Below are 24,884 nucleotides of genomic sequence, written 5' to 3'. Positions count from 1 at the left end.
ATCACATCCTTATGGAGCGAATCATCCTTTACAACAAAGACCTGCAGTTGCTGACGGGCAAAAGCGAGAAAGCGTGCTACCGCCTGATGCACAAGATCAGGGACAAGATGGGCAAACCCGCCGACATCCCGATCACGATACACGAGTTTTGCGAGTACATGCGCATAAGGCCCGAATTGGTTCGGGTGTACATCAAATAGAAAAGCGTCCTTCGGGGCGTTTTTTTTTTTTTTTTGGCGATGAAAACCGTCCGGGCGATGGCGCTAAATTCGGCGTGGTCGAACCGGGTCATAACGGGTCGTTTTCGGTCGTTTCCGGTCGCTTTTTTGCACGCCTCGGGCTACCGCGCTACTTTCGACGGGAATCCTTAAAGTAAGGAACGTTAACCAAATTCATTATCATCATGACGTACTCTGTACAAAACCTGACCCTGGTAGCCGACTGCGACGTATTGCTCGCGCTGGCCGCCAAAGAAAAAGCCGATTTGGATTTCAAACGGCTTTCTGACGAACGATTGAGGGAAAAATTTGCCGAATCCTCGATTGCGATCGACGCCGAACTGCAAGGCGTGATCGCCGAACTCGCGGCCGTCGAAACCGTCCTGGCGACATTGCCCGAAGGCCAGGTCAGGGAAGACACCAAGGACCGCAAGACCCGTCTCGAGTTCCGGAAGTTCACGCTCGAGAACCGCAGAGAGACCTCGGGCACCGTGGCGTTGCTCGGCAAGGAAATGGACATCGAACGCACCAATGGCGAAATCGCAGAAGTCGACGGCTTCATCGCCGCCATCGACGCCCGCAAAACGGCCATCATTTCCCAACCGCCGAACTAAACCACCCGCGGAAAACGAAACGGACAACTTAAAGTTGTCCGTTTTTATTTTGTAGAAAAAACAATCAATTCGCGGCCGCGGCTGCTACGTGATGATGGACACAACCGCCACCATAAACGTTCTAAGCGAGGACCGTTTTTGCGCTGCGCCAGCGAGCAGGGCCGAGCGTCAAGAAACAGTCCGGTGGACTGTTTTAGCGAAGGAGCCAGGAGGCGCGTTGGCCCCGTTCGAAGATGGCGCAAAATTAAAAGCTGTTTGGGCGAAGCGAGTTCTTTTAATTTAGCCATTGAAAGCTAGCAGGCCGCCGAAAGGTCTTGCGCTGGGCATTTTTGCTACTTTTGTCTGGCAACAAAAGTAAGCCCGCGGCAACAACACTAAATTTTAATACCTTTGAACCCAATTCCCACGCCAGCAAACCCATGGAAAAAATCCTATTCGACTACCTTGCCCACCACATAGACCTTTCGGACGACGAAAAACAAATCATCAGGGACTTAAGCCTGATCCAGTCGTTTAAGAAAGGGACCATCTTGCTCGAGGAAGGCAAAAAATCAAAGGATTTCTATTTTGTATTGAAGGGTTGCCTGAGGCGTTATTACCTCAAAGACGGCGTACAAAGAACCACCGAGTTCTATACCGAACTCGAGAGCCTGACCCCCGTTTGCATCATAGACGGCTCGCCTTCGGCCTACACGATCTCTTGCGAGGAAGACACGGTGCTTTTGATAGGCAACGAAAAAAACAACGCCGAAGCCTTTGCAAGATTCCCGCGTTTCGAAAGCCTGTGCCGCGTCATGTCTGAACAATTGGCCGCCAAAACCAAGACGGAATTCGACGAATTCAAGAATTCGACGCCAGAGGAGCGCTACCTGTCGCTGGTCGAAAACCGTCCCGCGCTGCTGCAACGCGTACCCCAACATCAATTGGCGAGTTACCTGGGACTCACGCCGCAATCGCTGAGCAGGCTGCGCAAACGACTGATCCAAAAGTAACGGTGTTTTCTTAACTTAAGTGAACCAATCGGGGGCAACCGACTTCATAATATTGCAAGACAATTGCTATTTATGAAGACAAAAATATTGTTGCTCGTACCGGCATGTATCGTCTGGTTTGCCGCACAAGCCCAACAGAAGCCACAAAAACACCCCGTTCAAGATTCGGTTGCCGAAACCCAGTTTGTGGTTGGAACCGCTGGCGTCGGCAATTCCCCGGCGGGGATTGGGTTCGGGTTCGACTACCAAATCCTACACGACACGACGGTTTCGATGTCGTTCGTAGCCCCCGGGCCTGCACCGTGGCTGCGGATAGGACTCGGCCCGTCTTTGGCCTCTAAAAAAAATTCACGTGGCGGGCGCGCCAATCAAAATCCGTTTCTGCGTTTATCGGCAATTTTTGGCGGGAAATGGTACCGATGGGAAATCCTTTGAACGAACCTGCAAGCGCTGCGCAAAATCAGTGAGTGCCGGGCGGCGTTTAGGCATCAAACCACCCGACCATCCAAATCATATGTTTCATGACCAACAGACAATTATTTACCTATTGCGGCGCCGTGTTCCTGGCCGGTTGGACATGCCAGGTCCTGACCATCGTTTTCACCGATGATTTCGACAGCCTTGGCGCAAAATCAGGGCTCATGGCCACCATGGTGTCGCCGCTGCTGGTGACCATCGGATTTATGGTTTTCGACCGTTCGTTGCTACAAAAAATAAGGTGTAAACCGAACAAGCGTTTTTGCTGCACCGCCTTGCTTGCGATCCTGGTACCGACGTTTACCGCCTTTGCGGTCTTGTTCATCGCAACGGGTTTGCACTGGGGGCAGTCGGGGTGGTTTGGGTTTTCGGCAAATGGCGTCGCGGTTTCGGGCGGTCCGTTCCTGCTGGGGTTGGGACAACAGACGTGGGTATGGTTCGCGGCAAACGTCTTGGTCACCGCAGCGGCCTATTCGCTGCTAACGGGCCTCGTCGCCGTGGGCGAGGAAGTCGCCTGGCGTGGATTGCTCCAGGGTGTACTGACCGAACGGTTCGGGCCCCTCTGCGGGATCGTGATCCTTGGGTTTCTATGGGCCATGTGGCACCTCCCGATACAATTGGCGGGTTACAATTATCCCGAAAACCCTGTCCTCGGAAGTCTTGTCATTTCGCCGTTGATGCTGATTTCGGTTTCGCTGTTCTACGGCTGGTTGACTTTAAAAAGCAACAGTTTCATCCCGGCCGCCATCGCACACGGCGCTTACAATACGATCGAAGAAGGGATCATTTCGAACATCGACCTGGCGGTCCCTTTGCTGTACCTGATCACCATCAAACTGGCCGTCACCGCAGCGACCGGTTTGCTTTTCGGCTGCCTGATCAGACAAAGGCTTGATTCGCCTACCTGTTGCTAAGAATGGTCAAAAACACCGCCGATTTGATTCCAATAACTTGCAAAAGACACTGTAAATCTCAACCATCAACTTATGAAAAAAATAGCGCTTCTACTGTTTACCGCCTACGCCTTGTGCTCCTGTGACAAAGACGATGACCACCAAGATGTGGCCCTGTCGCGCACGCTGACCTACGATTTGAGCGGTACTTTCTCGGGTAGCCTTTTTGCTTCTTACACCAACGCAGGCGGTGGTACCACCAACGAAGAACTGACGTCGCTCCCTTGGCACAAAGAGATAACGTTCAATGCCGGCGTAACGGCAGCCAACATTGTCATCAGCGGCAACGGCGGCACGGCCGGGCAACAGGTAACGCTTGTGATCAAACGGGGCGGCGTAGCCATAGGCGCGCCGGTTACCGCAACGGCAGATGCTTCGGGAAGTTTTAGCCGCGCGGCACCCGTGGTGGTATTTTGATCGACCTAAAAAAACCGCCAAAAAAGACAATTCATCATCATCAAAAAACGAACAGCAATGCGGTTCATTTTCTATTCATTGGCGCTTTCCCTTTTTGCGGCTGCTTGCTCGGTCGGGCGGAAAGCGCCCGCCGCCCGGATAACGTCCAACGAATTATTGGAAAGACTCTATTTGAAAGACCTCTCGATAAGGGCACTGGATGCCGAAACCGACACAGTAAATTTGGAAAAACACGACCAAATACACCGGGAGCAGGTTTTTCAATTGCTTGCCGAGAACAAAGTAATAACGGCAAAAGATAAAATGAGGGCCGCTTGGATCTTGCAGCATACGGCCGCCAAATTTTGCGACGGGGAACTGACGAGCACCAGCGCCGAAAATTTCCTGTTGGCCTACAAACTTTCGTCAACCGCACTTGCAATGCTCGAAAAAGACCGGGACACGTTGACGATCCAAAAAGAAAACCTTGCAAGGATTGTGGCGTTGAATTATGACCGGTACCTGTTGTTTACCAAGGGCTACCAAAAATTCGGGACGCAATTCATTTTTGACGACCACACGCAGGAAATGCTGCTCGCGCCCATCGACACCACTTTGGCCAGCGACGCGGAAAGGGCCAAACACCATGTCGAGCCCCTAAAGACGTTACTGGCGAAAAACAAATACAAACCGCTTCGGGACGAATGAACCGGCAGAATGTCTAAATTAGTGGAGTTGTCGCTTCGCAAAAATCGGAATTGCAAAGGTTGGGCAACCAACTTTGATCAACGATCAACAATAATCAGCGATCCGTTCGCATGGAAACAACACTTATGGAACGAACCCTCTTTGAAAAAGTAGACCATTACATCGCCGGTTTGACGGCCAAAGAAAATCCCGCTTTGCTGCACGCTACGGCCACCATCGACGGGGCGAACCTTTTTAACCAAAGCATCTCTGCGGTGCAGGGCAAAATGCTGCAGGTGTTCCTGAAGGCCTGCAATGCCCAACGCGTGCTCGAACTGGGTACGTTCAGGGCCTACAGCACCATTTGGCTCGCGCAAGGCTTGCCAAAAAACGGGAAATTGGTCACCATCGAGTTTGACCAGACCCATGCCGAAGTGGCACGGCAAAATATTGAACACGCCCACCTCGAAACGATCGTCGAGCTCAAAGTGGGCAATGCATTGGAAATCCTTGCAACGATGATCCAGGACAACGAACCGCCTTTCGACCTTTTTTTCATCGATGCCGACAAACCACCCTATTTGGAGTATTTTCAAATGGCTTTAAAAATGTCCCGAAAAGGAAGCATCATTATTTGCGACAACGTCATCCGCAACGGTAAGGTGTTGGACGAAGATTCAACCGACGAAAAAGTAAGAGGTGTGCAACGACTGAACGACTTCCTTAAAAATTGCGACCAGGTCACGGCAACCATCTTACAGACGGTAGGCACCAAGGAGTATGACGGAATGTTGATCGCGGTAGTCAACTAAATCATTCGGCCGATAAGGGAAACCAATCCACAAATGAACCCATGAGAAAGATTTCACTATTTGTCCTCACGCTGGCGGCGCAATGCTGCTTCGGGCAGAAAAATGTACGTTTTGCCGACAGCATCCGCAGCGCTTACCACATTCCAGAATTGTCGTATGCGGTGGTCGGTGCCGAATCGACACTCGAAATCGCAGCAACCGGCAACCATTCGGCGGCCCTGCCCGATGGGGCCACGTTGGACGATCGGTTCCACATCGGTTCGAACACCAAGGCGATGACCGCGTTCATCATCGCCAAATATGTCGAAAAGGGCAAGTTAAACTGGAACACGCGTTTCTTTTCACTGTTCCCGGAATGGGAAAAGGCATCCAAACCCGAGTACCGCCACATCACATTGCAACAACTGCTCTCGCACCGCGCAGGCATACAGCCGTTCCAAGGGGAAAACGACCCTCCGATCCCCGGCTTTAAAGGGACCAAGCAGGAACGAAGGAGACAATTCGGGCAATTCGTACTGGGGTTGGCGCCCGCAACAGCCGATTCGCACCAACCGTTCGTTTATTCAAACGCAGGCTATACGTTGGCCACTTTGATGCTGGAAAAGGCCACCGGCAAGAGCTGGGAGCAGTTGGTCGAGAAGGTATTCAACAAAGACCTCCGACTGGATGTCAAATTTTCGTGGCCAGAGAACCAAAAGCGCAAGGATACCTGGGGCCATTCGTATGAGAATGGCCAATTGATTCCCATCCCCTCGACCGCCGGATACAGTTTGGATTTTACCGAACCCGCCGGTGATTTGAACATGACGCTCAAAAACTACGTCAAATTCATCCAATTGAATCTGCAAGGTTTGGCTGGCCAGGACAATTACCTCAAGGCGGCCACGTACCGGTTCATCCACGAAGGCGTCGACAATTATGCAATGGGCTGGTTCAATATCCATGAAAACGGAAATGTGCTGTCGGTACATTCAGGGACGGGCGCCTTCACCTACTTCACGATCGCACATATCGACCGCATCGGCAACAAGGCTTACATCATCTTCGCGAATTCCTTTAACGACGATACCCAACAGGGCGTTAGGGTATTGATGCGAAAACTCAAGGAGCGTTACCGCAGTTGATTACAACGTCCAGACGCAATAATAAAACCAGCAAATATGCCAGTGAAACTCTTATTCCTATTTTTAAGTCCCCTGTGTTTGGGCAATGCGCTCGCGCAACAAAACGATACGGTCTATATCAGCGCGGCCAACATCAAGACCCACCAGCTGAAGGAAGGAAGAAGCACCTATCTGGTGTACATGAAGACGGGCAAAGAGGTCCCGCGGTCGATGACGCAGTTTTGGAGCATCGATGTCAAACGAAAAAAAGAACGGGACAAAGACGTCATCGAGGTCTGGCAATCGTGGGAATACAAAGATACCATCGTGCATACGGCGACTTCCATTTGCGACGCGCAAACGTTCAAGCCGCTTTCCCATGAAAGCTGGTGGAACAAAAACGGCAAAAAGACGACGTCGGTATTCGATTACCAAGCCAGGTGCATTACGGTAGACGGCGCAGATGCGACCAAAGACCGGTCTGAGAAGGGCACGCAAACCACCAACGGTTTCTTGGCTGCGGTACACCACTACCACCTGAACTGGCATCTGGACCTGGAAGTCTTTTCGACGTTGCCGTTTGCCTTGCATACCACTTATGCCATCCCTTTTTATGAAGCGGGCTACAAACAGCCAGAATATATTTTTTATACGGTGGCCGGCGAAGACAATTTAGAAGGATACGGCGGGCATGATGTGGCCTGTTGGCTGTTAACGCATGAAACGCCCGGAAACATAGAAAAATACTGGATCAGCAAAACGACCTACGAAGTGCTTAAATTGGAGCAGGATATCGGTGGGAAGATGTCGCGCTATAAAATCAAACTGGCACTCGACAACTAACGGCATGGGATTTTGACCAACGTACAAAAAAAAGGACAAGCAAACCTGTCCTTTCAACAAACGCCGCGAAAATCAATCTCGCGCGTACACCATCGGATTCGCCCGATGCCGCGGCACCGTGCAAAACACATCCACGGCCTTTTCGGTAGTAAACGTCTCCCCGCTTGCATCGGTCACGGTCAACTTCACGGTATAGGTCCCACACCTGTCGTGCTTGTGTTGCGGCGACGCCTCGGTCGAGGTCGTGCCATCGCCAAAATCCCAAAGAAACGACTTGGCGTTTTGCGAGGTGTTCACCAAATTCAGGTAGGTCCCTTCCTTGATGATCTCGTTGGGGTTGGTCAGTTGAAAATCGGCCACGGTCGCGGCGTTGGTTTCGGGGTTTTGCATCGCTTGTTCATCGGCATCGCAACTGCATGCCAGCAGCCCGATACCGGCCGCCAAAAATAGCATCTTCATACTCATCAGGTTAAATTAATAAAACTCGAGGTGCATAGTCAAGTCTAGTCAAGTAACCTACGATTCAAACGTACGACAAAGATAACATTCACCGCACAACGTCATTTTAATTAACGTTTATTAGCGTCTTATAACTCTTTTTGGGAAGGTTTATTGTACTGAATTCAAAAGGGTTGTGAAAATTTTAGATTTGTCTTCTGGTTTTCCCAGTTCGTCGGGATAACAAACGCAATCGCAAGACCAAAGTTCTAAGCGAGCCCTTCGTGACGACAAAACCAATCGCCAAGGTAAACGTGCTGAGCGACGATCATTTTTGCGCTGCGCCAGCGTGATGATCGACCCAATCTCCACCACAACCGTTCTAAGCGAGGGCAATTTTTGCGCTGCGCCAGCGAGCAAAAAGTATAAAGCCCATTCCGCTTAGTCGCGCCATTGGTTGCGCAGGCGGAGGGCCGAGCGTTAAAAAACAGTCCTGTGGACTGTTTTAGCGAAGGAGCCAGGAGGCGCGTTGGCCCCGTTCGAAGATGGCGCAAAATTAAATGCTGTTTGAGCCGCAGGCGAGTTCATTTGTTTTAGCCAGCGAAAACTGGCAGGTCGCCGAGCAACCTGGCACTAGCTGTTTTTGCTTCTTTTGTCAGCAGACAAAAGAAGGCCCGCCGGCAGGCACAAAAAAAAAGGGCAAACGTAAGTTTGCCCTTCTTAATATCGAATAAAAAAAGATTACTCCTCTTTCTTCTCTTCTGCCTCATCAGCAGCCGGAGCTTCCGGAGCCTCTTCAACAGCAGGTGCTTCAGCTACAGGAGCTTCAACAACCGGAGTTTCTTCTACTACCGCTTCTGCAGTCGGTTCTTCGGCCGGTGCCTCTTCTACAGCTGGTGCTGCAACTTTGGCTGCTGGAGCTGTGGTAGCGCCTTTGGCTTTAGAACGACGGCTTCTGCCTTTTTTCTCCTCTTTCTTGCCTCCGTTGTAGAGTTCGTTGAAATCGACGAGTTCGATCATCGCCATATCGGCGTTGTCACCCAAACGGTTACCCACTTTGATGATACGTGTATACCCACCCGGACGGTCGCCTACTTTGGCGGCCACGTCGCGGAACAAATCGGTTACGGCGTATTTGTTACGCAGGTAAGAGAACACAATACGACGGTTGTGTGTCGTGTCTTCTTTCGATTTGGTGATCAGCGGCTCAACATACTGTTTCAAAGCCTTGGCCTTGGCAACGGTAGTGTTGATGCGTTTGTGCTCGATGAGTGAGCAGGCCATGTTGGCCAACATTAATTTGCGGTGCCCGGCTTGTCTGCTCAGGTGGTTGTTCTTTTTTCCGTGTCTCATGACATTGTTTTTAAGACTTCCTCTTGCTCAATCCGCCTTGGAGAGCAAAATAGGAAGCGGATTATTCTTTATCTAATTTGTATTTTGACAGATCCATCCCGAAGGTCAGGTTTTTGTTCGCCACGAGCTCGTCGAGTTCGGTAAGCGACTTTTTCCCGAAGTTGCGGAACTTCATCAAATCGTTTTTGTTGAACGATACCAGGTCGCCCAAAGTATCGACTTCTGCAGCCTTCAAGCAGTTCAAGGCGCGGACAGACAAATCCATGTCTACCAACTTGGTCTTGAGCAACTGACGCATGTGCAGCGACTCCTCGTCGTAAGATTCCGTCTGGGCGATTTCATCGGCCTCGAGCGTGATTCTTTCGTCAGAGAACAACATAAAGTGGTGGATCAATACTTTGGCAGCTTCGGTAAGCGCGTCTTTTGGTGCAATCGAACCATCGGTCTTGATCTCCAAAACCAATTTCTCGTAGTCGGTCTTTTGCTCGACACGGAAGTTCTCGATCGCATATTTCACGTTCTTCACCGGGGTAAAGATCGAATCGGTAAAAATGGTACCGATGGCGGCGTTCTGCTTTTTGTTTTCCTCGGCAGGAACATAACCACGGCCTTTTTCGATCGTGAGTTCCATGTTCAATTTGACTTTGCTGTCGAGGTTGCAGATCACCAATTCCGGGTTCAACACCTGGAATCCAGAGATGAATTTCTGGAAATCACCGGCAGTAACCTGATCTTTGCCTGTAACTGAAATCGTTACTGATTCATTGTCGACGTCTTCGATCTGGCGTTTGAAACGAACCTGTTTGAGGTTCAGGATGATTTCAGTAACGTCCTCAACTACACCTGAGATGGTAGAAAACTCGTGGTCTACTCCTTCAATCTTGACGGATGTAATTGCGTAGCCTTCCAGAGCGGAAAGCAAAACTCTTCTAAGTGCGTTACCTACGGTCAATCCGTAGCCCGGTTCCAAAGGACGAAATTCAAATTTGCCTTCGAAATCGGTCGAATCGATCATGATAACCTTATCGGGTTTCTGAAAATTAAATATTGCCATAGTTCGACTAAGTCTGATTATTTGTTGTACAATTCGACGATGAGTTGTTCTTTGATGTTTTCTGGGATCTGCAAACGCGCTGGAACCGACACGAAAGTACCTTCTTTTTGGTCGTTGTTCCAAGTGATCCACTCGTATACATGTGAAGAATTCGCCAATGAACGCTCGATGGCCTCCACTGATTTCGATTTCTCACGAACGGCAACTTTATCGCCTGGTTTTAGGTGGTACGAAGGAATGTTTACCACTTCACCGTTGACGGTGATGTGACGGTGCGAAACGATTTGACGCGCCGCGCGACGTGATGGGGCGATGCCCATACGGAACACAACGTTGTCCAAACGTGCCTCGCACAATTGGATAAGTACCTCACCGGTAACGCCACGTGATGCAGCCGCTTTTTCGAAGAGTCCACGGAATTGCTTTTCCAAGATTCCGTAAGTGTACTTCGCTTTTTGCTTTTCCATCAACTGTACAGCGTACTCTGATTTCTTACCTCTTTTTTTGGCCATCCCGTGTTGTCCTGGGGGATAGTTTCTTTTTTCGAAGGCTTTGTCGTCTCCGAAAATCGCCTCGCCGAATTTACGGGCGATCTTTGTTTGTGGACCAGTATATCTTGCCATTTTAAAAAATTTTGGAACAGCGGTTATGAATTCAGGTCAAATCCTTCGATAACCTCTAACCTGCTCCGGTTATACTTATTGTTTATTATTTATTATTTATTGCTATTGATTATTAACCAACAGCAACAAGTCCGGTCGCCTGATCGTGCCTTTCGCCTTTATGACTTTAAGACTTTAAGACTTTAAGACTTTAAGACTTTACGACCTTAAGACTTCACTAGACGCGACGTCTTTTTGGAGGACGACAGCCGTTGTGCGGCATTGGCGTAACGTCGATGATCTCGGTTACTTCGATGCCTGAGTTGTGTACCGAACGGATCGCAGACTCACGTCCGTTACCCGGTCCTTTGACATACACTTTCACTTTCTTCAAACCGGCTTCCAATGCTACTTTTGAGCAATCTTCGGCAGCCATCTGCGCAGCGTACGGGGTGTTCTTTTTAGAACCGCGGAAACCCATTTTACCGGCAGAAGACCAAGAGATAACTTCACCTTTCTTGTTGGTCAACGAGATGATGATGTTGTTGAAAGTAGCGCTGATGTGCGCTTCGCCAGTCGATTCAACGACTACTTTACGCTTTTTTGTTGTTGCTTTAGCCATTACTACTTATTATTTGGTTGCTTTTTTCTTGTTAGCAACAGTTTTACGCTTACCTTTTCTGGTTCTTGAGTTGTTTTTGGTTCTTTGACCACGCAATGGCAATCCAGATCTGTGACGGATACCACGGTAGCAGCCGATGTCCATCAAACGCTTGATGTTCAACGATGTTTCAGAACGCAATTCACCTTCGATCTTGTAGTACGATACCGCATCACGGATGGCTCCGATCTGGTCGTCGTTCCAGTCTTGAACTTTGATGTCTTCGCTAACGCCTGCTTTTGCCAGGATTTCGCTCGCACGGCTTCTACCGATTCCGAAGATATAGGTCAAAGCGATAACGCCTCTTTTGTTTTTTGGGATATCAACCCCTGCTATTCTTGCCATAATTATCCTTGTCTTTGTTTGAATCTAGGATTCTTTTTGTTGATTACGTACAATCTGCCTTTTCTGCGCACGATGATGCACTCGGCACTTCTTTTCTTAACTGATGCTCTTACTTTCATCTTAATTTGCTTTAGGCTTTAGGCTTTAGGCTTTAGGCGAAGCTCTGATGGCTTATGGCTTAGGGCTTACAGCTTACAGCTTTTTAGTATCTGTATGTGATTCTTGCTTTGGACAAGTCGTAAGGGCTCATTTCCAGTTTCACCTTGTCGCCCGGGAGCAACTTGATGTAGTGCATGCGCATCTTTCCTGAAATGTGAGCGATGACGATGTGTCCGTTTTCTAATTCTACGCGAAACATTGCGTTGGACAATGCCTCAATGATCGATCCGTCTTGTTCTATTGCCGACTGCTTTGCCATAAAATTAAGCTACTGCTTTTCTGTTTTTACCGCTTTTCATGAGTCCGTCGTAGTGCTTGTTCAAGAGGTACGAGTTGATCTGCTGGATGGTATCGATCGCGACACCTACCATGATGATCAAAGACGTACCGCCAAAGAACATCGCCCAAGATTGCTGTACACCAAAACTCACGACGATGGCCGGGAACACGGCAATCAAAGCAAGGAAAAGTGAACCTGGGAACGTGATCAAAGACATGATGTGATCGAGAAAATCGGACGTTTCCACACCCGGACGTACGCCTGGGATGAATCCGCCGCTGCGTTTGAGATCGTCTGCCATCTTGTTGGTCGGTACGGTAATGGCCGTGTAGAAATACGTGAAGATAATGATCAACAACGCAAACACGAAATTGTACCAGAAACCAAACATGTCGCTGAACGTACCCGCAATGGTTTGCGAGGTTTCAGACTGTGACAACCCTGCCAATGCGGCCGGGATGAACATGATGGCCTGTGCAAAGATGATTGGCATTACACCCGAAGCGTTGAGCTTGAGTGGAATCCATTGTCTGTTGCCGCCGGCCATGTCTTGCTCGTAGTCGCCGGTGGTCGTACGACGCGCGTACTGTACCGGAATCTTTCTCACAGCCATTACGAGAAGGACACAAGCGATGATGACGAGTAACCAAACGATGATCTCGATAACCAATAACATCGGACCTCCGTTGTTGTTGGTGATGGTCGAGGTGAATTCCTGGATGAATGCCTGCGGCAAACGCGCCAAGATACCAACCATGATCAACAGGGAGATACCGTTTCCGATTCCTTTGTCTGTAATCTTCTCACCCAACCACATGGCGAAAATGGTACCCGTGGTCAAGATCAAAACCGAAGAAAATAAGAATGCGAACGAGTTCACATCCAACAAGAATGCATTAGCCGGCAAGGTTCTGTTCAGGTTGTAAATGTAACCTGGGCCTTGCACCAGCGTGATGGCAATGGTCAACCAACGTGTGATTTGGTTGAGCTTCTTGCGTCCGCTCTCGCCGTCTTTCTGCAATTTCTGCAAGTAAGGGATCGCGATACCCATCAACTGCACCACGATCGACGCAGAGATGTAAGGCATGATACCCAATGCAAAAACCGAAGCTTTCGAGAAAGCACCACCTGTAAACATGTCGAGGATTGAACCAATACCGCTATCGGTTTGGCCGGCCAGGTTGGTCAGCTGCGTCGCATCGACACCCGGAAGGGTTACGTGCGCACCAAAACGATATACCAGTAAAAGACCTAAGGTGAATAGAATCCTGTTTTTCAGTTCTTCTATTTTCCACACATTAGCTAATGATTCAAAAAATTTCTTCATATACAGGGTTGGATTATAATTCTACCGCTTCGCCGCCTGCTGCCTCGATGGCCGCTTTGGCGGTAGCTGTAAATTTGTGAGCGCTTACTTTGAGTTTTGCTTTCAATTCACCACGTCCGAGGATTTTAACGACCTCGTTCTTGGTAGCCAAACGGTTGCCGACGATGGTAGCGAAATCTACGGTATCGGTAACGATTTTGTTGTCTACCAAAGCCTGAAGCGTATCAAGGTTGATCCCTTGGTACTCGACACGGTTGATGTTCTTGAAACCAAACTTAGGTACACGTCTTTGAAGCGGCATCTGACCACCTTCAAAACCAATCTTTTTAGAGTAACCAGAACGCGATTTGGCTCCTTTGTGGCCACGTGCGGAAGTACCGCCTTTGCCGGAACCTTCACCACGGCCTACTCTTTTGTTTTGGTTGTGCGTAGAACCTTCTGCAGGTTGTAAGTTACTTAAGTTCATAACTATCGTACGTATTATTTAACTTCCTCTACGGAAACTAAGTGTTTAACTTTATTGATCATCCCGAGGATAGCAGGATTTGACTCATGCTCCACAGTTTGGCCTATCTTGCGAAGACCCAAAGCCTCAAGCCCACGCTTTTGTGTAAGCGGGCAGTTGATTTTGCTTCTAACTTGTTTTACTACTAATTTTGCCATGTTTTCCTGTGATTATCCTTTAAAAACTTTCTCGAGCGACACGCCGCGTTGCTTGGCAACCGTGTGTGCGCTTCTCATTTGCAACAACGCATCGAAAGTGGCTTTCACCACGTTGTGCGGGTTAGATGATCCTTGTGATTTTGACAATACGTCGTGGATACCTACCGACTCGAGTACCGAACGAACAGCACCACCGGCAATTACTCCAGTACCGTGAGACGCTGGCATCAAGAAAACGCGCGCGCCGCCAAATTTACCTTTTTGCTCGTGTGGCACCGATTGACCTGCAAGCGGAATACGCACCAAGTTTTTCTTGGCATCTTCTACCGCTTTGGCAATCGCCTCAGAAACGTCTTTTGACTTTCCGAGACCGTGTCCTACCACGCCATTCTCGTCACCAACAACCACAATCGCAGAAAAGCCGAACGCTCTACCACCCTTGGTTACTTTGGTTACACGATTTACACTCACCAGACGGTCTTTCAATTCCAATCCGCTTGGTTTTACTGCTTCAATATTTCTATTTTTAGACATACGATTAGAATTTAAGACCTGCGGCTCTTGCGCCTTCGGCTAATGATTTAACACGTCCGTGGTACAAGTAACCACCTCTGTCGAACGATACGGTATCGATACCTGCTTTCAAAGCTTTCTCGCCGATGAGTTTTCCAACTGTGGCAGCTACTTCTGTAGCGGTACCTTTCGTATCTACACCTTTTTCTCTAGAAGAAGCGGCAGCCAAAGTCACACCGTTTACGTCGTCGATGAGTTGAGCGTAGATCTCTTTGTTACTTCTGAATACAGAAAGTCTTGGTGTAGCGGCAGTTCCGCTGACGATCTTTCTGATTCTGAATTTGATTCTCTGTCTTCTCTCTGTTTTATTCAATGACATATCCTTAACTTTTAAGCTGATTTACCTGCTTTTCTTCTCAATACTTCACCTACGAATTTCACACCTTTTCCTTTGTAAGGTTCAGGACGACGGAATCCGCGGATTTTGGCGGCAACAGCACCCAACAATTGCTTGTCGTGTGAAGTCAGTTTTACGATTGGGTTTTTACCTTTTTCAGAAATCGTCTCGAGTTTAACCTCTGGAGCGACCTCAAGGATGATGTTGTGTGAGAAACCCAAAGCTAGGTCCAATTTCTGGCCCGCGTTTGATGCTCTGTAACCTACACCTACCAATTCGAGTTCTTTCGTGAATCCGGTAGAAACACCGGTGATCATGTTGTTGATCAATGCTCTGTACAATCCGTGCTTTGCTCTTTGATCTTTTTGGTCTGAAGAACGTTCAACCGTTACGTTGCCTTCTTCTACAGTCACAGTTACATCGCTGTATTCCTGCGAAAGTTCGCCTAATTTTCCTTTTACTGTAATCACGCCGTCGGCTACATTTACTGTAACGCCTGCCGGGATTGCAACTGGATTTTTACCTATTCTTGACATCTCTTTCGTCTTTAAATATTAGTATACGTAGCAGATTACCTCACCACCTACGTTGAGTTGTTTCGCTTGTTTTCCGGTCATAAGTCCTTTGGAAGTGGAAACGATGGCAATGCCCAATCCGTTGAGGATACGTGGCAATTTGTCGGCACCTGCGTATTTACGCAAACCTGGTTTACTGATTCTTTGGATATCCTTGATTACAGGCTCTTTCGTCTCTTTGTCATACTTCAGAGCGATCTTGATCGTGCCTTGCGGGGCCGTATCCTCGAACTTGTAACTCAAGATGTATCCTTGATCAAATAAGATCTTGGTAATCTCTTTCTTTAGATTAGATGCAGGGATCTCGACAACTTTGTGGTTTGCAGCCACGGCGTTTCTTACCCTTGTCAAATAATCCGCAATTGGATCTGTGTACATATAATTAAAATTGCGGTTTTGGTATTCGTCCCGGACCTTCCGGTAGAACCTGAAACCATTAAAACTTACAAAATGAATCAATAGATAGTTGCCAGTTCGCGGCAAAAATCCGGCAAACTTACAACTATCTATCGAAATAACAAAATATGTTTTTTACCAGCTGGCTTTTTTCACGCCTGGGATCAACCCACTGTTGGCCATTTCACGGAAAGTAACACGTGAAATTCCGAACTGACGCATATAACCTCTTGGTCTTCCCGTGAGCTTGCAACGGTTGTGCATTCTGACAGGTGAAGCGTTTTTCGGCAACTTTTGCAACCCTACGTAATCGCCTGCTTCGAGCAAAGCTTTTCTTTTGGCTGCGTATTTTGCTACCGTTTTTTCTCTTTTCACCTCACGGGCTTTCATTGATTCTTTAGCCATGTCTTAGTTCTTTTTAAATGGTAAACCTAATTCTCTAAGCAACGATTGCGCTTCTTTATCGGTTGGCGCAGAAGTCACGAAAGTGATGTCCATACCCGAAATCTTGTTCACCTTGTCGATGTCGATCTCCGGGAAGATGATCTGCTCGGTTACCCCAAGGTTGTAGTTTCCACGTCCGTCGAAACCAGTAGCCTTGATACCGCCAAAGTCACGTACACGCGGCAAAGCGGCAGTGATCAAACGGTCGAGGAACTCATACATTTTCTCGCCACGCAAAGTCACTTTGGCACCGATTGGCATGCCTTTTCTCAGTTTGAACGACGCAACGTCTTTCTTAGAGATGGTAGCAACGGCCTTTTGTCCGGTGATTTTGGTGAGTTCGTCTACGGCGTAGTCGATCAGTTTTTTGTCAGATACGGCAGATCCAACACCACGGCTCAAAACGATTTTCTCCAATTTAGGAACCTGCATTACGTTTTTGTATCCGAATTCTTCTTTAAGAGCAGACACAACGCGGTCTTTGTACTCTTGTTTCAATCTAGGTGTGTATGCCATGACTATAATACTTGATTAGATTTCTTTGCAAATCTTACTTTCTTATCTCCTTCGGTCTTGAAACCAACACGGGTTGCAGTTTTGGTTTTTGGATCAACCAATGCAATGTTGGAAATGTGGATAGGAGCTTCTTTCTTAACGATACCGCCTTGAGGATTCTTAGCGCTAGGCTTGGTGTGTTTAGACACCATGTTGATCCCTTCGACAACGGCTTTGTTTTTCTCTTTGTACACGCGCAAGACCTTACCTTCAGAACCTTTGTGGTCGCCGGCAATGACTTTTACGGTGTCGCCTGATTTTATTTTCAGCTTTATCATCGTCTTAACTAATTAAAGCACCTCTGGTGCCAATGATACAATTTTCATGAATTGCTTCTCGCGCAATTCTCTTGCTACCGGACCAAAAACACGGGTTCCTCTCATCTCGCCTGCCGCGTTCAACAAAACGCAAGCATTGTCGTCGAAACGAATGTAAGAACCGTCGGCTCTTCTCACCTCTTTTTTGGTACGTACAACCACTGCAGTAGAAACCGCGCCTTTCTTAACGTTTCCGTTTGGCGTAGCGTCTTTAATGGATACTACAATTTTATCTCCGACAGAGGCGTAACGACGTTTCGTTCCACCCAATACACGGATTGTAAGGACTTCCTTCGCTCCAGTGTTGTCTGCTACTTTTAATCTTGATTCCTGTTGTACCATAATTACTTAGCTCTTTCAATGATTTCAACTAATCTCCAGCATTTGGTTTTAGACAACGGACGTGTCTCAGAGATACGCACGGTGTCACCAATGTTGCAGTCATTTTTCTCGTCGTGTGCGTGAAACTTCTTGGTTTTCAACACGAACTTACCGTATAATGGGTGTTTCACTTTTGTAGTTTGCGCCACCACGATAGACTTGTCCATCTTGTTTGACGTCACAACACCAATTCTTTCTTTTCTTAAATTTCTTTTTTCTTCCATGATGCAGAAATACGATTATTGTAACGCTCTTTTGGTAAGCTCCGCAGACAAACGTGCTACGGTTCTACGAACGCTTCTGATTTGCATTGGGTTCTCGATCGGTGAAATCGCATGGGCCATTTTCAGGTCGCTGTACGTTTTCTTGGTCTGGCTCAATTTTTCCTGCAATTCTGCTACGGAAAGATCTTTAATTTCTTTTTGTTTCATAATTGCTTGATATTATGCTTCGAAATCTCTAGCGATGACAAATTTAGTTTTCACCGGGAGTTTTTGTGCAGCAAGACGCAACGCCTCTTTTGCAACGGCCAATGGCACCCCACCCACTTCAAACATGATTTTTCCAGGTTTTACGACAGCTGCCCAATATTCGACGGCACCTTTACCTTTACCCATACGTACCTCAAGTGGCTTCTTGGTGATAGGCTTGTCTGGGAAAATCTTGATCCAAAGTTGACCCTCACGTTTCATGTAACGGGTTGCAGCGATACGCGCAGCCTCGATTTGACGTGAAGTAAGGAACATTCCTGTTTCGTGTACCGATTTGATTCCGAACATGCCGTTTGAAAGTTCGTGGCCACGCATGGCGTTCCCTTTCATTCTACCTTTCTGTACCTTGCGGTATTTTGTTCTTTTAGGCTGTAACATTTTCTTTACTTTTTAAAAAATTACTTTCTTTTACGGTCTCCGCCCGGTTTGCGGTCTTTGTTAAAACCACCTTTGCGCTCGCCGCGTGGCGCGTCGCTTTTACCACCTTGGCCGGCTTGTTTTTTGTCCATGCCTACCAACGGAGAAAGATCTCTCTTTCCGTAAACTTCACCTTTCATGATCCATACTTTGATACCCATACGACCGTAAGTAGTATGCGCTTCAGCCAAAGCGTAATCGATATCGGCTCTGAAAGTTGACAAAGGAATACGACCTTCTTTGAAACCTTCCGAACGCGCCATCTCGGCACCATTCAAACGACCAGAGATCAAGACTTTGATACCTTCTGCGTTCATACGCATAGAGGCAGCAATCGCCATCTTGATGGCTCTTCTGTAAGAGATACGGCTTTCGATCTGACGGGCGATGCTAGATGCAACTAAAAAAGCATCGAGTTCAGGTCTTTTGATTTCAAAGATGTTGATTTGAACTTCCTTGTCGGTAACCTTCTTGAGTTCCTCTTTCAACTTGTCTACCTCCTGGCCGCCTTTCCCGATGATGATACCCGGACGAGCGGTGGTGATAGTAACGGTTACAAGCTTCAAAGTTCTCTCGATGATTACTTTTGATACACTAGCTTTAGACAAACGGGCGTGGATGTACTTTCTGATCTTGTAATCCTCGGCAATTTTGTCGCCGTAGTCATTACCTCCAAACCAGTTAGAGTCCCATCCTCTGATGATCCCAAGTCTGTTTCCGATTGGATTTGTCTTTTGTCCCATTTCTCTTAGTTGCTTTGTGTGTTATCTAATTGTCCCAATACGATGGTTACGTGGTTGGAACGTTTTCTAATTCTGTGTGCTCTTCCTTGCGGCGCAGGACGAAGTCTCTTCAACATCATTCCTCCGTCTACACGGATTTCCTTCACGATCAAACCAGCCTCGGCAACATTGCCTTCTGCGTTTTTCTGCTCCCAGTTATTGATGGCAGACAACAACAGTTTCTCGAGTTTGCGTGACGCTTCTTTGGTGCTGAATCTCAAAATATTCAACGCCTTTTCTACCTTCTGACCTCTTACCAAGTCTGCTACCAAGCGCATTTTTCTAGGCGAAGTAGGGCAGTTATTCAACTTTGCGAAAGCGATCTGCTTGTTAGCTTCTTTGATGCCTTCGGCTCTTTCTCTTTTACGAACTCCCATTTTCTTACTTTTTACCTTTGTTTTTAGCTCCAGCGTGACCACGGAATGATCTTGTTGGCGAAAATTCTCCTAATTTATGTCCTACCATGTTCTCGGTAACATATACCGGAACGAACTGGCGGCCATTGTGAACTGCGATAGTCTGCCCGACGAAATCAGGGGTAATCATAGAAGCGCGAGACCAGGTCTTCACGACACCTTTGTTGCCACCTTCGATGTTGTCGAGAACTTTCTTCTCTAATTTATAATGAACGTAAGGTCCTTTTTTTAATGAACGTGCCATGTCTTATTATTTCTTTCTGCGTTCTACAATGTACTTGTTGCTCGGGTTTTGCTTGGCGCGGGTTCTGTAACCTTTAGCCGGCAAACCTTTTCTTGAACGTGGGTGACCTCCAGACGAACGTCCTTCACCACCACCCATCGGGTGATCGACAGGGTTCATCGCTACCGGTCTCGTTCTTGGACGTCTGCCCAACCAACGTGAACGTCCAGCCTTACCTGAAACGATGAGTTGGTGGTCTGAGTTAGAAACCGCACCAATCGTAGCCGAACAAGTCAGCAATATCAAACGGGTTTCGCCAGAAGGCATTTTGATCGTAGCATACTTTCCGTCACGCGCCATAAGCTGTGCGAAAGTACCGGCCGAACGCGCGATAACCGCACCTTGACCCGGACGCAATTCGATACAAGAAATAACAGTACCCAATGGAATTTTGCTCAGTGGCAAAGTGTTTCCGATTTCAGGCTGCGCGTCTTCGCCAGAAACCAATTTCTGACCAACTTGCAAACCATTTTGGGCAATGATGTACGTTTTCTCACCATCGGCATAAGCCAACAAAGCGATGAACGCCGTTCTGTTCGGATCGTACTCGATGGTTTTAACCGTAGCAGGAATACCGTGCTTGGTTCTTTTGAAATCGATGATACGGTACCTTTGTTTGTGACCACCGCCTGTGTAACGCATGGTCATCTTTCCTTGACTATTTCTACCGCCTGAACCTTTTTTCGATGCGATCAATGAACGCTCCGGCTTGTCAGTCGTAATAGTGTCAAAGCTATTCACGACTCTAAATCGCTGGCCTGGGGTAATAGGTTTTAATTTTCTAACTGACATAATGCTGCCTTATTTTAGATATTGTTATAAAAATCGATGGTTTCTCCTTCTTGCACTTGGACGATCGCTTTTTTGTAAGCGTTGGTCTTCCCGCTGATGAGTCCACTCTTGGTGTATTTCGTGCTTCTGTCTGGACGAACGTTCATGGTGTTGACCGCCAAGACGTTGACCCCGTAAGCAGCTTCTACCGCTTTCTTGATCTCGACCTTGTTCGCCTTTTTGTCCACGACGAAACCGTAACGGTTAGAAAGCTCGCTTTCCTTGGTTACTTTTTCAGTTACGATGGGCTTAATAATGATACTCATGTCGTAATTATTTGCTTAAATTTTCTACAATTCCTTCTACAGAACCTTCCAGAAGCACCAAATTATTTGCATTTAAAATTGCATAAGTGCTTAATTCTGAGCTAGTTACTACATTAGAAGCTTTCAAATTGCGCGAGGACAAATATACATTTTTATTTGTATCACCCAACACGAACAAAGATTTTTTGTTTTCTAACCCCAATGCTTTCAACACATTGATGAAATTCTTGGTGTTTGGCGTTTCGAAGTTGAAGTCTTCCAAAACAATCAAACTCGACTCTTTTGCCTTGATCGAGAAAGCCGATTTACGGGCCAAACGCTTCAAGTTCTTGTTCAATTTGAACGAGTAGCTTCTCGGGCGCGGTCCGAAAACGGTACCACCACCTTTGAACAAAGGGTTCTTCACAGATCCCGCACGTGCCGTACCGGTACCTTTTTGTTTTTTGATCTTACGTGTAGATCCGGTTACTTCAGCACGCTCTTTGGCTTTGTGCGTTCCTTGTCTTTGGTTGGCCAAGTATTGTTTCACGTCGAGGTAAACCGCGTGGTTGTTTGGCTCGATCCCAAAAACGTCGTCAGAAAGCTGTACTTTTCTTCCAGTTTCTTTTCCGCTGATATTTAAAACTTTTACTTCCATTACTTCTGAATGATTACATAAGAGTTGTTGTGTCCTGGAACCGCACCTTTAACCAACAACAGGTTTTTGTCGGCGATTACCTTCAATACTCTCAAGTTTTGAACTTTAACATTTTCACCGCCCATTCTGCCGGCCATACGCATTCCTTTGAATACGCGTGACGGATAAGACGATGCACCCACAGATCCCGGTGCTCTCAAACGGTTGTGCTGACCGTGTGTAGACTGACCTACACCACCAAAGCCATGACGCTTGACGACACCTTGGAAACCTTTACCTTTTGAGACGCCTTGAACGTCCACAAATTCACCTTCTGCAAAAACGGTTACATCAAGGATGTCACCCAATTTTTGTTCTGTTGCGAAATCCTGGAATTCGACGACTTTTTTCTTGGCAACAGTTCCCGCTTTCTTAAAGTGGCCAGTAGCCGCTTTTGTGGAATGTTTTTCAGATTTGTCATCGAAACCAAGTTGCAACGCTTCATACCCGTCGACCGCTGTGGTTCTGACTTGGGTAACGACACATGGACCTGCTTCGATTACGGTACAAGGGATGTTTTTCCCGTTCTCGTCAAAGATTGAAGTCATGCCGATTTTTCTTCCGATTAACCCAGACATAATTACTAATTTATTGATTATTAAAAAAAATTCTTTATTGTTCCTTTTAGACATAAGTATAAAGCATCGAGACGCAAAATCCCGATACTTTATACCAAATCTTATGGATACTTATACTTTGATTTCGACCTCGACGCCGCTAGGCAATTCGAGTTTCATCAACGCGTCGATGGTTTTTGAAGACGAAGAGTAGATGTCGATCAATCTTTTGTAAGACATCACTTCGAACTGCTCACGTGCTTTCTTGTTTACGTGCGGCGAGCGCAAAACGGTAAACAATTTTTTGTGTGTAGGCAACGGAATCGGGCCAGTTACAACCGCTCCAGTGCTCTTTACTGTTTTTACGATCTTCTCAGACGACTTGTCTACGAGCATGTGATCGTAAGATTTCAATTTTATTCTGATTTTTTGACTCATCTTTTAAAATATTAAGCGGTTACTCCTTTTGCCTTTTTGATAACGGCTTCCGAAATGTTCGAAGGCGTTTCCTCGTAGTGTGAGAACTCCATGGTAGAAGTCGCACGACCCGAAGACAACGTACGCAACGTAGTCACGTAGCCGAACATCTCAGACAACGGCACATTGGCTTTGATGGTTTTAGCACCATTTCTGTCGCCCATGTCGTTCACTTGTCCGCGACGACGGTTCAAGTCACCTACAATGTCACCCATGTTTTCTTCTGGCGTAATCACCTCGATTTTCATGATCGGCTCAAGGATGATGGCACCCGCAGCTTTCGCTACTTCTTTGTAACCCATCTTGGCCGCCAATTCAAATGACAAGGCGTCAGAGTCGACCGCGTGGTACGATCCGTCGAGCAACGTCACTTTCAAGCTGTCTACCGCATAACCGGCCAAAGGACCCGTTTTCATCGATTCGCGGAAACCTTTCTCAACGGCAGGGATAAATTCCTTAGGAACATTACCACCTTTTACTTCGTTGACGAACTGCAAGCCCATCGGCACTTTGCCATCGACTTCGTCAGCCGGCTCCAAACGGAACACGATGTCACCAAACTTACCACGACCACCCGATTGTTTCTTGTACACTTCGCGGTGCTGTGCAGATCTTGTGAATGCTTCTTTGTATTCTACCTGCGGCTCGCCTTGGTTCACCTCTACCTTGAACTCGCGCTTCATACGGTCGATCAAGATGTCAAGGTGCAACTCGCCCATACCCGAGATGATGGTTTGTCCCGAAGCTTCGTCGGTACGAACGGTAAACGTTGGATCCTCTTCGGCCAATTTCGCCAAAGCCATACCCATTTTGTCTACGTCGGCCTTGGTTTTAGGCTCGATCGCGATACCGATTACCGGATCAGGGAATTTCATCGATTCGAGGATGATTGGGTGTTTCTCGTCGCACAAAGTATCACCTGTTTTGATGTCTTTGAAACCTACAGCTGCACCAATGTCACCTGCCTCGATGTACTCGATTGGGTTTTGTTTGTTGGCGTGCATCTGGTAGATACGGGAGATACGCTCTTTGTTACCTGAACGGGTGTTCAAGATGTAAGAACCTGCATCCAAACGACCTGAATAGGCACGGAAGAACGCCAAACGACCTACGAACGGGTCGGTAGCAATCTTAAATGCCAAAGCCGCGAAAGGCTCTTTTACGTCTGGACGACGCAAGATTTTGGTTTGGTCTTCTTCGAGCAAATCAGCATCATCCGGGTCGATACCTTCGATACCTTCTTTGTCGAGTGGAGACGGCAAATATTTACAAACAGCGTCGAGCATGAACTGAACACCTTTGTTCTTGAACGAAGAACCGGCGATCATCGGGATGATGGCCATGTCGATCGTAGCGGCACGCAATGCATTGTTGATCTCTTCTTCAGTGATTGAATCCGGATCTTCCATGTATTTGTCGAGCAAGCTGTCATCGTAATCGGCAACCGCCTCGATGAGGATGTCTCTGTATTGTTTTACTTCGTCTACCATGTCGGCAGGGATGTCAACGATGTCGAAGGTAGCGCCTTGCGTTTCATCGTGCCATACGATTGCCTGGTTTTTCACGAGGTCAACGACACCTTTAAAGTCGATTTCGTCACCGATTGGCAACGTGATCGCCACGGCGTTTGATTTCAACATGTCGCGAACTTGCTGGCATACGCCCAAGAAGTTCGAACCTTGACGGTCCATCTTGTTCACGAAGCCCATACGGGGTACGCGGTATTGATCCGCCAAACGCCAGTTGGTTTCCGATTGTGGCTCAACGCCGTCAACTGCAGAAAACAAGAATACCAATCCGTCGAGTACACGCAATGAACGGTTTACCTCTACGGTAAAGTCAACGTGTCCCGGGGTGTCGATGATGTTGAAGTGGTATGGTTTTGAATCGGCGGTAGGTTTACCTTGATTCGTTGGGAAGCTCCACTCACAGGTTGTCGCAGCAGAAGTAATCGTGATTCCACGCTCTTGCTCTTGCGCCATCCAGTCCATCGTTGCAGCACCATCGTGCACCTCACCGATTTTGTGTGACTTTCCGGTATAAAAAAGGATACGCTCGGTTGTTGTCGTTTTACCGGCATCAATGTGAGCAGCAATTCCAATATTTCTGGTGTATTTTAAATCTCTTGCCATT

At 47.5% G+C, this 24,884-nt stretch carries 40 protein-coding genes and 1 pseudogene; 10 read left to right on the top strand and 31 right to left on the bottom strand.

Features of this window, described 5'->3' with window-relative positions:
* Window positions 1–11 precede the first annotated feature (11 nt).
* The 10 genes from BLP55_RS06060 (at window position 12) to BLP55_RS06010 (ending at window position 7,095) form a co-directional block, all read left to right on the top strand.
* Window positions 12–200 (top strand): hypothetical protein, encoded by a 189-nt coding sequence (locus BLP55_RS06060; protein WP_091141441.1) that lies wholly within the window; start codon window positions 12–14, stop codon window positions 198–200.
* Window positions 201–403: 203 nt separating this feature from the next.
* Complete coding sequence (locus BLP55_RS06055; RefSeq protein ID WP_091141440.1) at window positions 404–832, top strand: hypothetical protein; 429 nt, start codon at window positions 404–406, stop codon at window positions 830–832.
* 419 nt (window positions 833–1,251) lie between these two features.
* Window positions 1,252–1,824, top strand: a complete 573-nt coding sequence (locus BLP55_RS06045; protein ID WP_091141438.1) for a Crp/Fnr family transcriptional regulator — start codon at window positions 1,252–1,254, stop codon at window positions 1,822–1,824.
* Between the two features lie 72 nt (window positions 1,825–1,896).
* Window positions 1,897–2,259: a hypothetical protein gene (locus BLP55_RS06040; protein ID WP_091141437.1), complete on the top strand. Its 363-nt coding sequence runs from the start codon at window positions 1,897–1,899 to the stop codon at window positions 2,257–2,259.
* Between the two features lie 86 nt (window positions 2,260–2,345).
* The gene (locus tag BLP55_RS06035; protein ID WP_091141436.1) at window positions 2,346–3,215 is read left to right on the top strand and encodes a CPBP family intramembrane glutamic endopeptidase; all 870 of its coding nucleotides are present in this window, start codon (window positions 2,346–2,348) and stop codon (window positions 3,213–3,215) included.
* Window positions 3,216–3,287: 72 nt separating this feature from the next.
* A complete protein-coding gene (locus BLP55_RS06030) occupies window positions 3,288–3,671 on the top strand; it encodes a hypothetical protein (RefSeq protein ID WP_091141435.1) in 384 nt (127 codons plus the stop codon).
* A 156-nt stretch (window positions 3,672–3,827) separates the two neighbouring features.
* Window positions 3,828–4,358, top strand: a complete 531-nt coding sequence (locus BLP55_RS06025) for a hypothetical protein (RefSeq protein ID WP_139149617.1) — start codon at window positions 3,828–3,830, stop codon at window positions 4,356–4,358.
* A 125-nt stretch (window positions 4,359–4,483) separates the two neighbouring features.
* On the top strand, window positions 4,484–5,149 hold the full coding sequence (locus BLP55_RS06020) for an O-methyltransferase (protein WP_091141433.1): 666 nt from the start codon (window positions 4,484–4,486) through the stop codon (window positions 5,147–5,149).
* A 41-nt stretch (window positions 5,150–5,190) separates the two neighbouring features.
* Window positions 5,191–6,273 (top strand): serine hydrolase domain-containing protein, encoded by a 1,083-nt coding sequence (locus tag BLP55_RS06015; RefSeq protein ID WP_091141432.1) that lies wholly within the window; start codon window positions 5,191–5,193, stop codon window positions 6,271–6,273.
* Window positions 6,274–6,309: 36 nt separating this feature from the next.
* A complete protein-coding gene (locus BLP55_RS06010; RefSeq protein ID WP_139149616.1) occupies window positions 6,310–7,095 on the top strand; it encodes a DUF3108 domain-containing protein in 786 nt (261 codons plus the stop codon).
* Window positions 7,096–7,167: 72 nt separating this feature from the next.
* On the opposite strand, the gene BLP55_RS17390 is transcribed toward BLP55_RS06010, so the two are convergent.
* From BLP55_RS17390 to fusA, 31 genes and pseudogenes are all read right to left on the bottom strand, one after another.
* Entirely contained in the window at window positions 7,168–7,554 is a 387-nt protein-coding gene (locus BLP55_RS17390) for a PKD domain-containing protein (RefSeq protein ID WP_317040280.1), read from the bottom strand.
* Window positions 7,555–8,439: 885 nt separating this feature from the next.
* Window positions 8,440–8,886, bottom strand: a pseudogene (gene rplQ, locus BLP55_RS06000) (50S ribosomal protein L17); the annotation flags it as partial.
* Between the two features lie 61 nt (window positions 8,887–8,947).
* Window positions 8,948–9,940: a DNA-directed RNA polymerase subunit alpha gene (locus BLP55_RS05995; protein ID WP_091141428.1), complete on the bottom strand. Its 993-nt coding sequence runs from the start codon at window positions 9,938–9,940 to the stop codon at window positions 8,948–8,950.
* A gap of 17 nt (window positions 9,941–9,957) precedes the next feature.
* Window positions 9,958–10,563: a 30S ribosomal protein S4 gene (rpsD, locus tag BLP55_RS05990; RefSeq protein WP_091141427.1), complete on the bottom strand. Its 606-nt coding sequence runs from the start codon at window positions 10,561–10,563 to the stop codon at window positions 9,958–9,960.
* Between the two features lie 217 nt (window positions 10,564–10,780).
* Window positions 10,781–11,164 (bottom strand): 30S ribosomal protein S11, encoded by a 384-nt coding sequence (rpsK, locus tag BLP55_RS05985; RefSeq protein WP_091141426.1) that lies wholly within the window; start codon window positions 11,162–11,164, stop codon window positions 10,781–10,783.
* Between the two features lie 9 nt (window positions 11,165–11,173).
* Complete coding sequence (gene rpsM, locus BLP55_RS05980; RefSeq protein WP_091141425.1) at window positions 11,174–11,548, bottom strand: 30S ribosomal protein S13; 375 nt, start codon at window positions 11,546–11,548, stop codon at window positions 11,174–11,176.
* 2 nt (window positions 11,549–11,550) lie between these two features.
* The gene (ykgO, locus tag BLP55_RS05975; protein ID WP_002987490.1) at window positions 11,551–11,667 is read right to left on the bottom strand and encodes a type B 50S ribosomal protein L36; all 117 of its coding nucleotides are present in this window, start codon (window positions 11,665–11,667) and stop codon (window positions 11,551–11,553) included.
* Window positions 11,668–11,750: 83 nt separating this feature from the next.
* On the bottom strand, window positions 11,751–11,966 hold the full coding sequence (gene infA, locus BLP55_RS05970; RefSeq protein ID WP_007136545.1) for a translation initiation factor IF-1: 216 nt from the start codon (window positions 11,964–11,966) through the stop codon (window positions 11,751–11,753).
* A 4-nt stretch (window positions 11,967–11,970) separates the two neighbouring features.
* Window positions 11,971–13,314 (bottom strand): preprotein translocase subunit SecY, encoded by a 1,344-nt coding sequence (secY, locus tag BLP55_RS05965; RefSeq protein WP_091141424.1) that lies wholly within the window; start codon window positions 13,312–13,314, stop codon window positions 11,971–11,973.
* 13 nt (window positions 13,315–13,327) lie between these two features.
* Entirely contained in the window at window positions 13,328–13,780 is a 453-nt protein-coding gene (rplO, locus tag BLP55_RS05960; RefSeq protein ID WP_091141423.1) for a 50S ribosomal protein L15, read from the bottom strand.
* Between the two features lie 14 nt (window positions 13,781–13,794).
* Window positions 13,795–13,977 carry a 50S ribosomal protein L30 gene (rpmD, locus tag BLP55_RS05955; RefSeq protein WP_091141422.1) on the bottom strand — a complete coding sequence of 61 codons (183 nt, stop codon included), beginning with the start codon at window positions 13,975–13,977 and terminating at the stop codon, window positions 13,795–13,797.
* Between the two features lie 12 nt (window positions 13,978–13,989).
* Window positions 13,990–14,511 carry a 30S ribosomal protein S5 gene (gene rpsE, locus BLP55_RS05950; RefSeq protein WP_091141421.1) on the bottom strand — a complete coding sequence of 174 codons (522 nt, stop codon included), beginning with the start codon at window positions 14,509–14,511 and terminating at the stop codon, window positions 13,990–13,992.
* Between the two features lie 4 nt (window positions 14,512–14,515).
* Window positions 14,516–14,869, bottom strand: coding sequence for a 50S ribosomal protein L18 (gene rplR / locus BLP55_RS05945; RefSeq protein WP_091141420.1), 354 nt, complete (start codon window positions 14,867–14,869; stop codon window positions 14,516–14,518).
* 11 nt (window positions 14,870–14,880) lie between these two features.
* Window positions 14,881–15,423, bottom strand: coding sequence for a 50S ribosomal protein L6 (gene rplF, locus BLP55_RS05940; protein ID WP_091141419.1), 543 nt, complete (start codon window positions 15,421–15,423; stop codon window positions 14,881–14,883).
* Window positions 15,424–15,441: 18 nt separating this feature from the next.
* Window positions 15,442–15,840, bottom strand: a complete 399-nt coding sequence (rpsH, locus tag BLP55_RS05935; protein ID WP_091141599.1) for a 30S ribosomal protein S8 — start codon at window positions 15,838–15,840, stop codon at window positions 15,442–15,444.
* A gap of 153 nt (window positions 15,841–15,993) precedes the next feature.
* Window positions 15,994–16,263 carry a 30S ribosomal protein S14 gene (rpsN, locus tag BLP55_RS05930; RefSeq protein ID WP_091141418.1) on the bottom strand — a complete coding sequence of 90 codons (270 nt, stop codon included), beginning with the start codon at window positions 16,261–16,263 and terminating at the stop codon, window positions 15,994–15,996.
* Window positions 16,264–16,266: 3 nt separating this feature from the next.
* Complete coding sequence (rplE, locus tag BLP55_RS05925; protein ID WP_091141417.1) at window positions 16,267–16,818, bottom strand: 50S ribosomal protein L5; 552 nt, start codon at window positions 16,816–16,818, stop codon at window positions 16,267–16,269.
* 2 nt (window positions 16,819–16,820) lie between these two features.
* Window positions 16,821–17,135, bottom strand: coding sequence for a 50S ribosomal protein L24 (gene rplX, locus BLP55_RS05920; RefSeq protein ID WP_091141416.1), 315 nt, complete (start codon window positions 17,133–17,135; stop codon window positions 16,821–16,823).
* 12 nt (window positions 17,136–17,147) lie between these two features.
* On the bottom strand, window positions 17,148–17,516 hold the full coding sequence (gene rplN / locus BLP55_RS05915; RefSeq protein ID WP_007803649.1) for a 50S ribosomal protein L14: 369 nt from the start codon (window positions 17,514–17,516) through the stop codon (window positions 17,148–17,150).
* 2 nt (window positions 17,517–17,518) lie between these two features.
* Window positions 17,519–17,779, bottom strand: a complete 261-nt coding sequence (rpsQ, locus tag BLP55_RS05910; protein ID WP_091141415.1) for a 30S ribosomal protein S17 — start codon at window positions 17,777–17,779, stop codon at window positions 17,519–17,521.
* A gap of 15 nt (window positions 17,780–17,794) precedes the next feature.
* The gene (gene rpmC / locus BLP55_RS05905) at window positions 17,795–17,986 is read right to left on the bottom strand and encodes a 50S ribosomal protein L29 (protein ID WP_091141414.1); all 192 of its coding nucleotides are present in this window, start codon (window positions 17,984–17,986) and stop codon (window positions 17,795–17,797) included.
* A 12-nt stretch (window positions 17,987–17,998) separates the two neighbouring features.
* Entirely contained in the window at window positions 17,999–18,424 is a 426-nt protein-coding gene (gene rplP, locus BLP55_RS05900; protein ID WP_091141413.1) for a 50S ribosomal protein L16, read from the bottom strand.
* Window positions 18,425–18,444: 20 nt separating this feature from the next.
* Entirely contained in the window at window positions 18,445–19,206 is a 762-nt protein-coding gene (rpsC, locus tag BLP55_RS05895) for a 30S ribosomal protein S3 (RefSeq protein ID WP_091141412.1), read from the bottom strand.
* 5 nt (window positions 19,207–19,211) lie between these two features.
* Window positions 19,212–19,622 (bottom strand): 50S ribosomal protein L22, encoded by a 411-nt coding sequence (gene rplV, locus BLP55_RS05890; RefSeq protein ID WP_091141598.1) that lies wholly within the window; start codon window positions 19,620–19,622, stop codon window positions 19,212–19,214.
* A gap of 4 nt (window positions 19,623–19,626) precedes the next feature.
* Window positions 19,627–19,905, bottom strand: a complete 279-nt coding sequence (gene rpsS, locus BLP55_RS05885; RefSeq protein WP_091141411.1) for a 30S ribosomal protein S19 — start codon at window positions 19,903–19,905, stop codon at window positions 19,627–19,629.
* A gap of 6 nt (window positions 19,906–19,911) precedes the next feature.
* Complete coding sequence (gene rplB, locus BLP55_RS05880) at window positions 19,912–20,736, bottom strand: 50S ribosomal protein L2 (protein WP_091141410.1); 825 nt, start codon at window positions 20,734–20,736, stop codon at window positions 19,912–19,914.
* Window positions 20,737–20,750: 14 nt separating this feature from the next.
* A complete protein-coding gene (gene rplW / locus BLP55_RS05875) occupies window positions 20,751–21,041 on the bottom strand; it encodes a 50S ribosomal protein L23 (RefSeq protein ID WP_091141409.1) in 291 nt (96 codons plus the stop codon).
* A gap of 7 nt (window positions 21,042–21,048) precedes the next feature.
* Window positions 21,049–21,678: a 50S ribosomal protein L4 gene (rplD, locus tag BLP55_RS05870; protein WP_091141408.1), complete on the bottom strand. Its 630-nt coding sequence runs from the start codon at window positions 21,676–21,678 to the stop codon at window positions 21,049–21,051.
* Window positions 21,678–22,295 (bottom strand): 50S ribosomal protein L3, encoded by a 618-nt coding sequence (gene rplC / locus BLP55_RS05865; RefSeq protein WP_091141597.1) that lies wholly within the window; start codon window positions 22,293–22,295, stop codon window positions 21,678–21,680. The genes rplD and rplC overlap by 1 nt, the downstream gene beginning before the upstream one ends.
* 111 nt (window positions 22,296–22,406) lie before the next feature.
* Window positions 22,407–22,712, bottom strand: a complete 306-nt coding sequence (gene rpsJ, locus BLP55_RS05860; RefSeq protein WP_091141407.1) for a 30S ribosomal protein S10 — start codon at window positions 22,710–22,712, stop codon at window positions 22,407–22,409.
* Between the two features lie 11 nt (window positions 22,713–22,723).
* Window positions 22,724–24,883, bottom strand: coding sequence for an elongation factor G (fusA, locus tag BLP55_RS05855; RefSeq protein ID WP_091141406.1), 2,160 nt, complete (start codon window positions 24,881–24,883; stop codon window positions 22,724–22,726).
* Window position 24,884: the final 1 nt, after the last annotated feature.

Source organism: Flavobacterium caeni (genome assembly GCF_900101895.1).
Lineage (GTDB): Bacteria > Bacteroidota > Bacteroidia > Flavobacteriales > Flavobacteriaceae > Flavobacterium > Flavobacterium caeni.
This window is presented reverse-complemented; position numbering and strand designations above follow the sequence as displayed.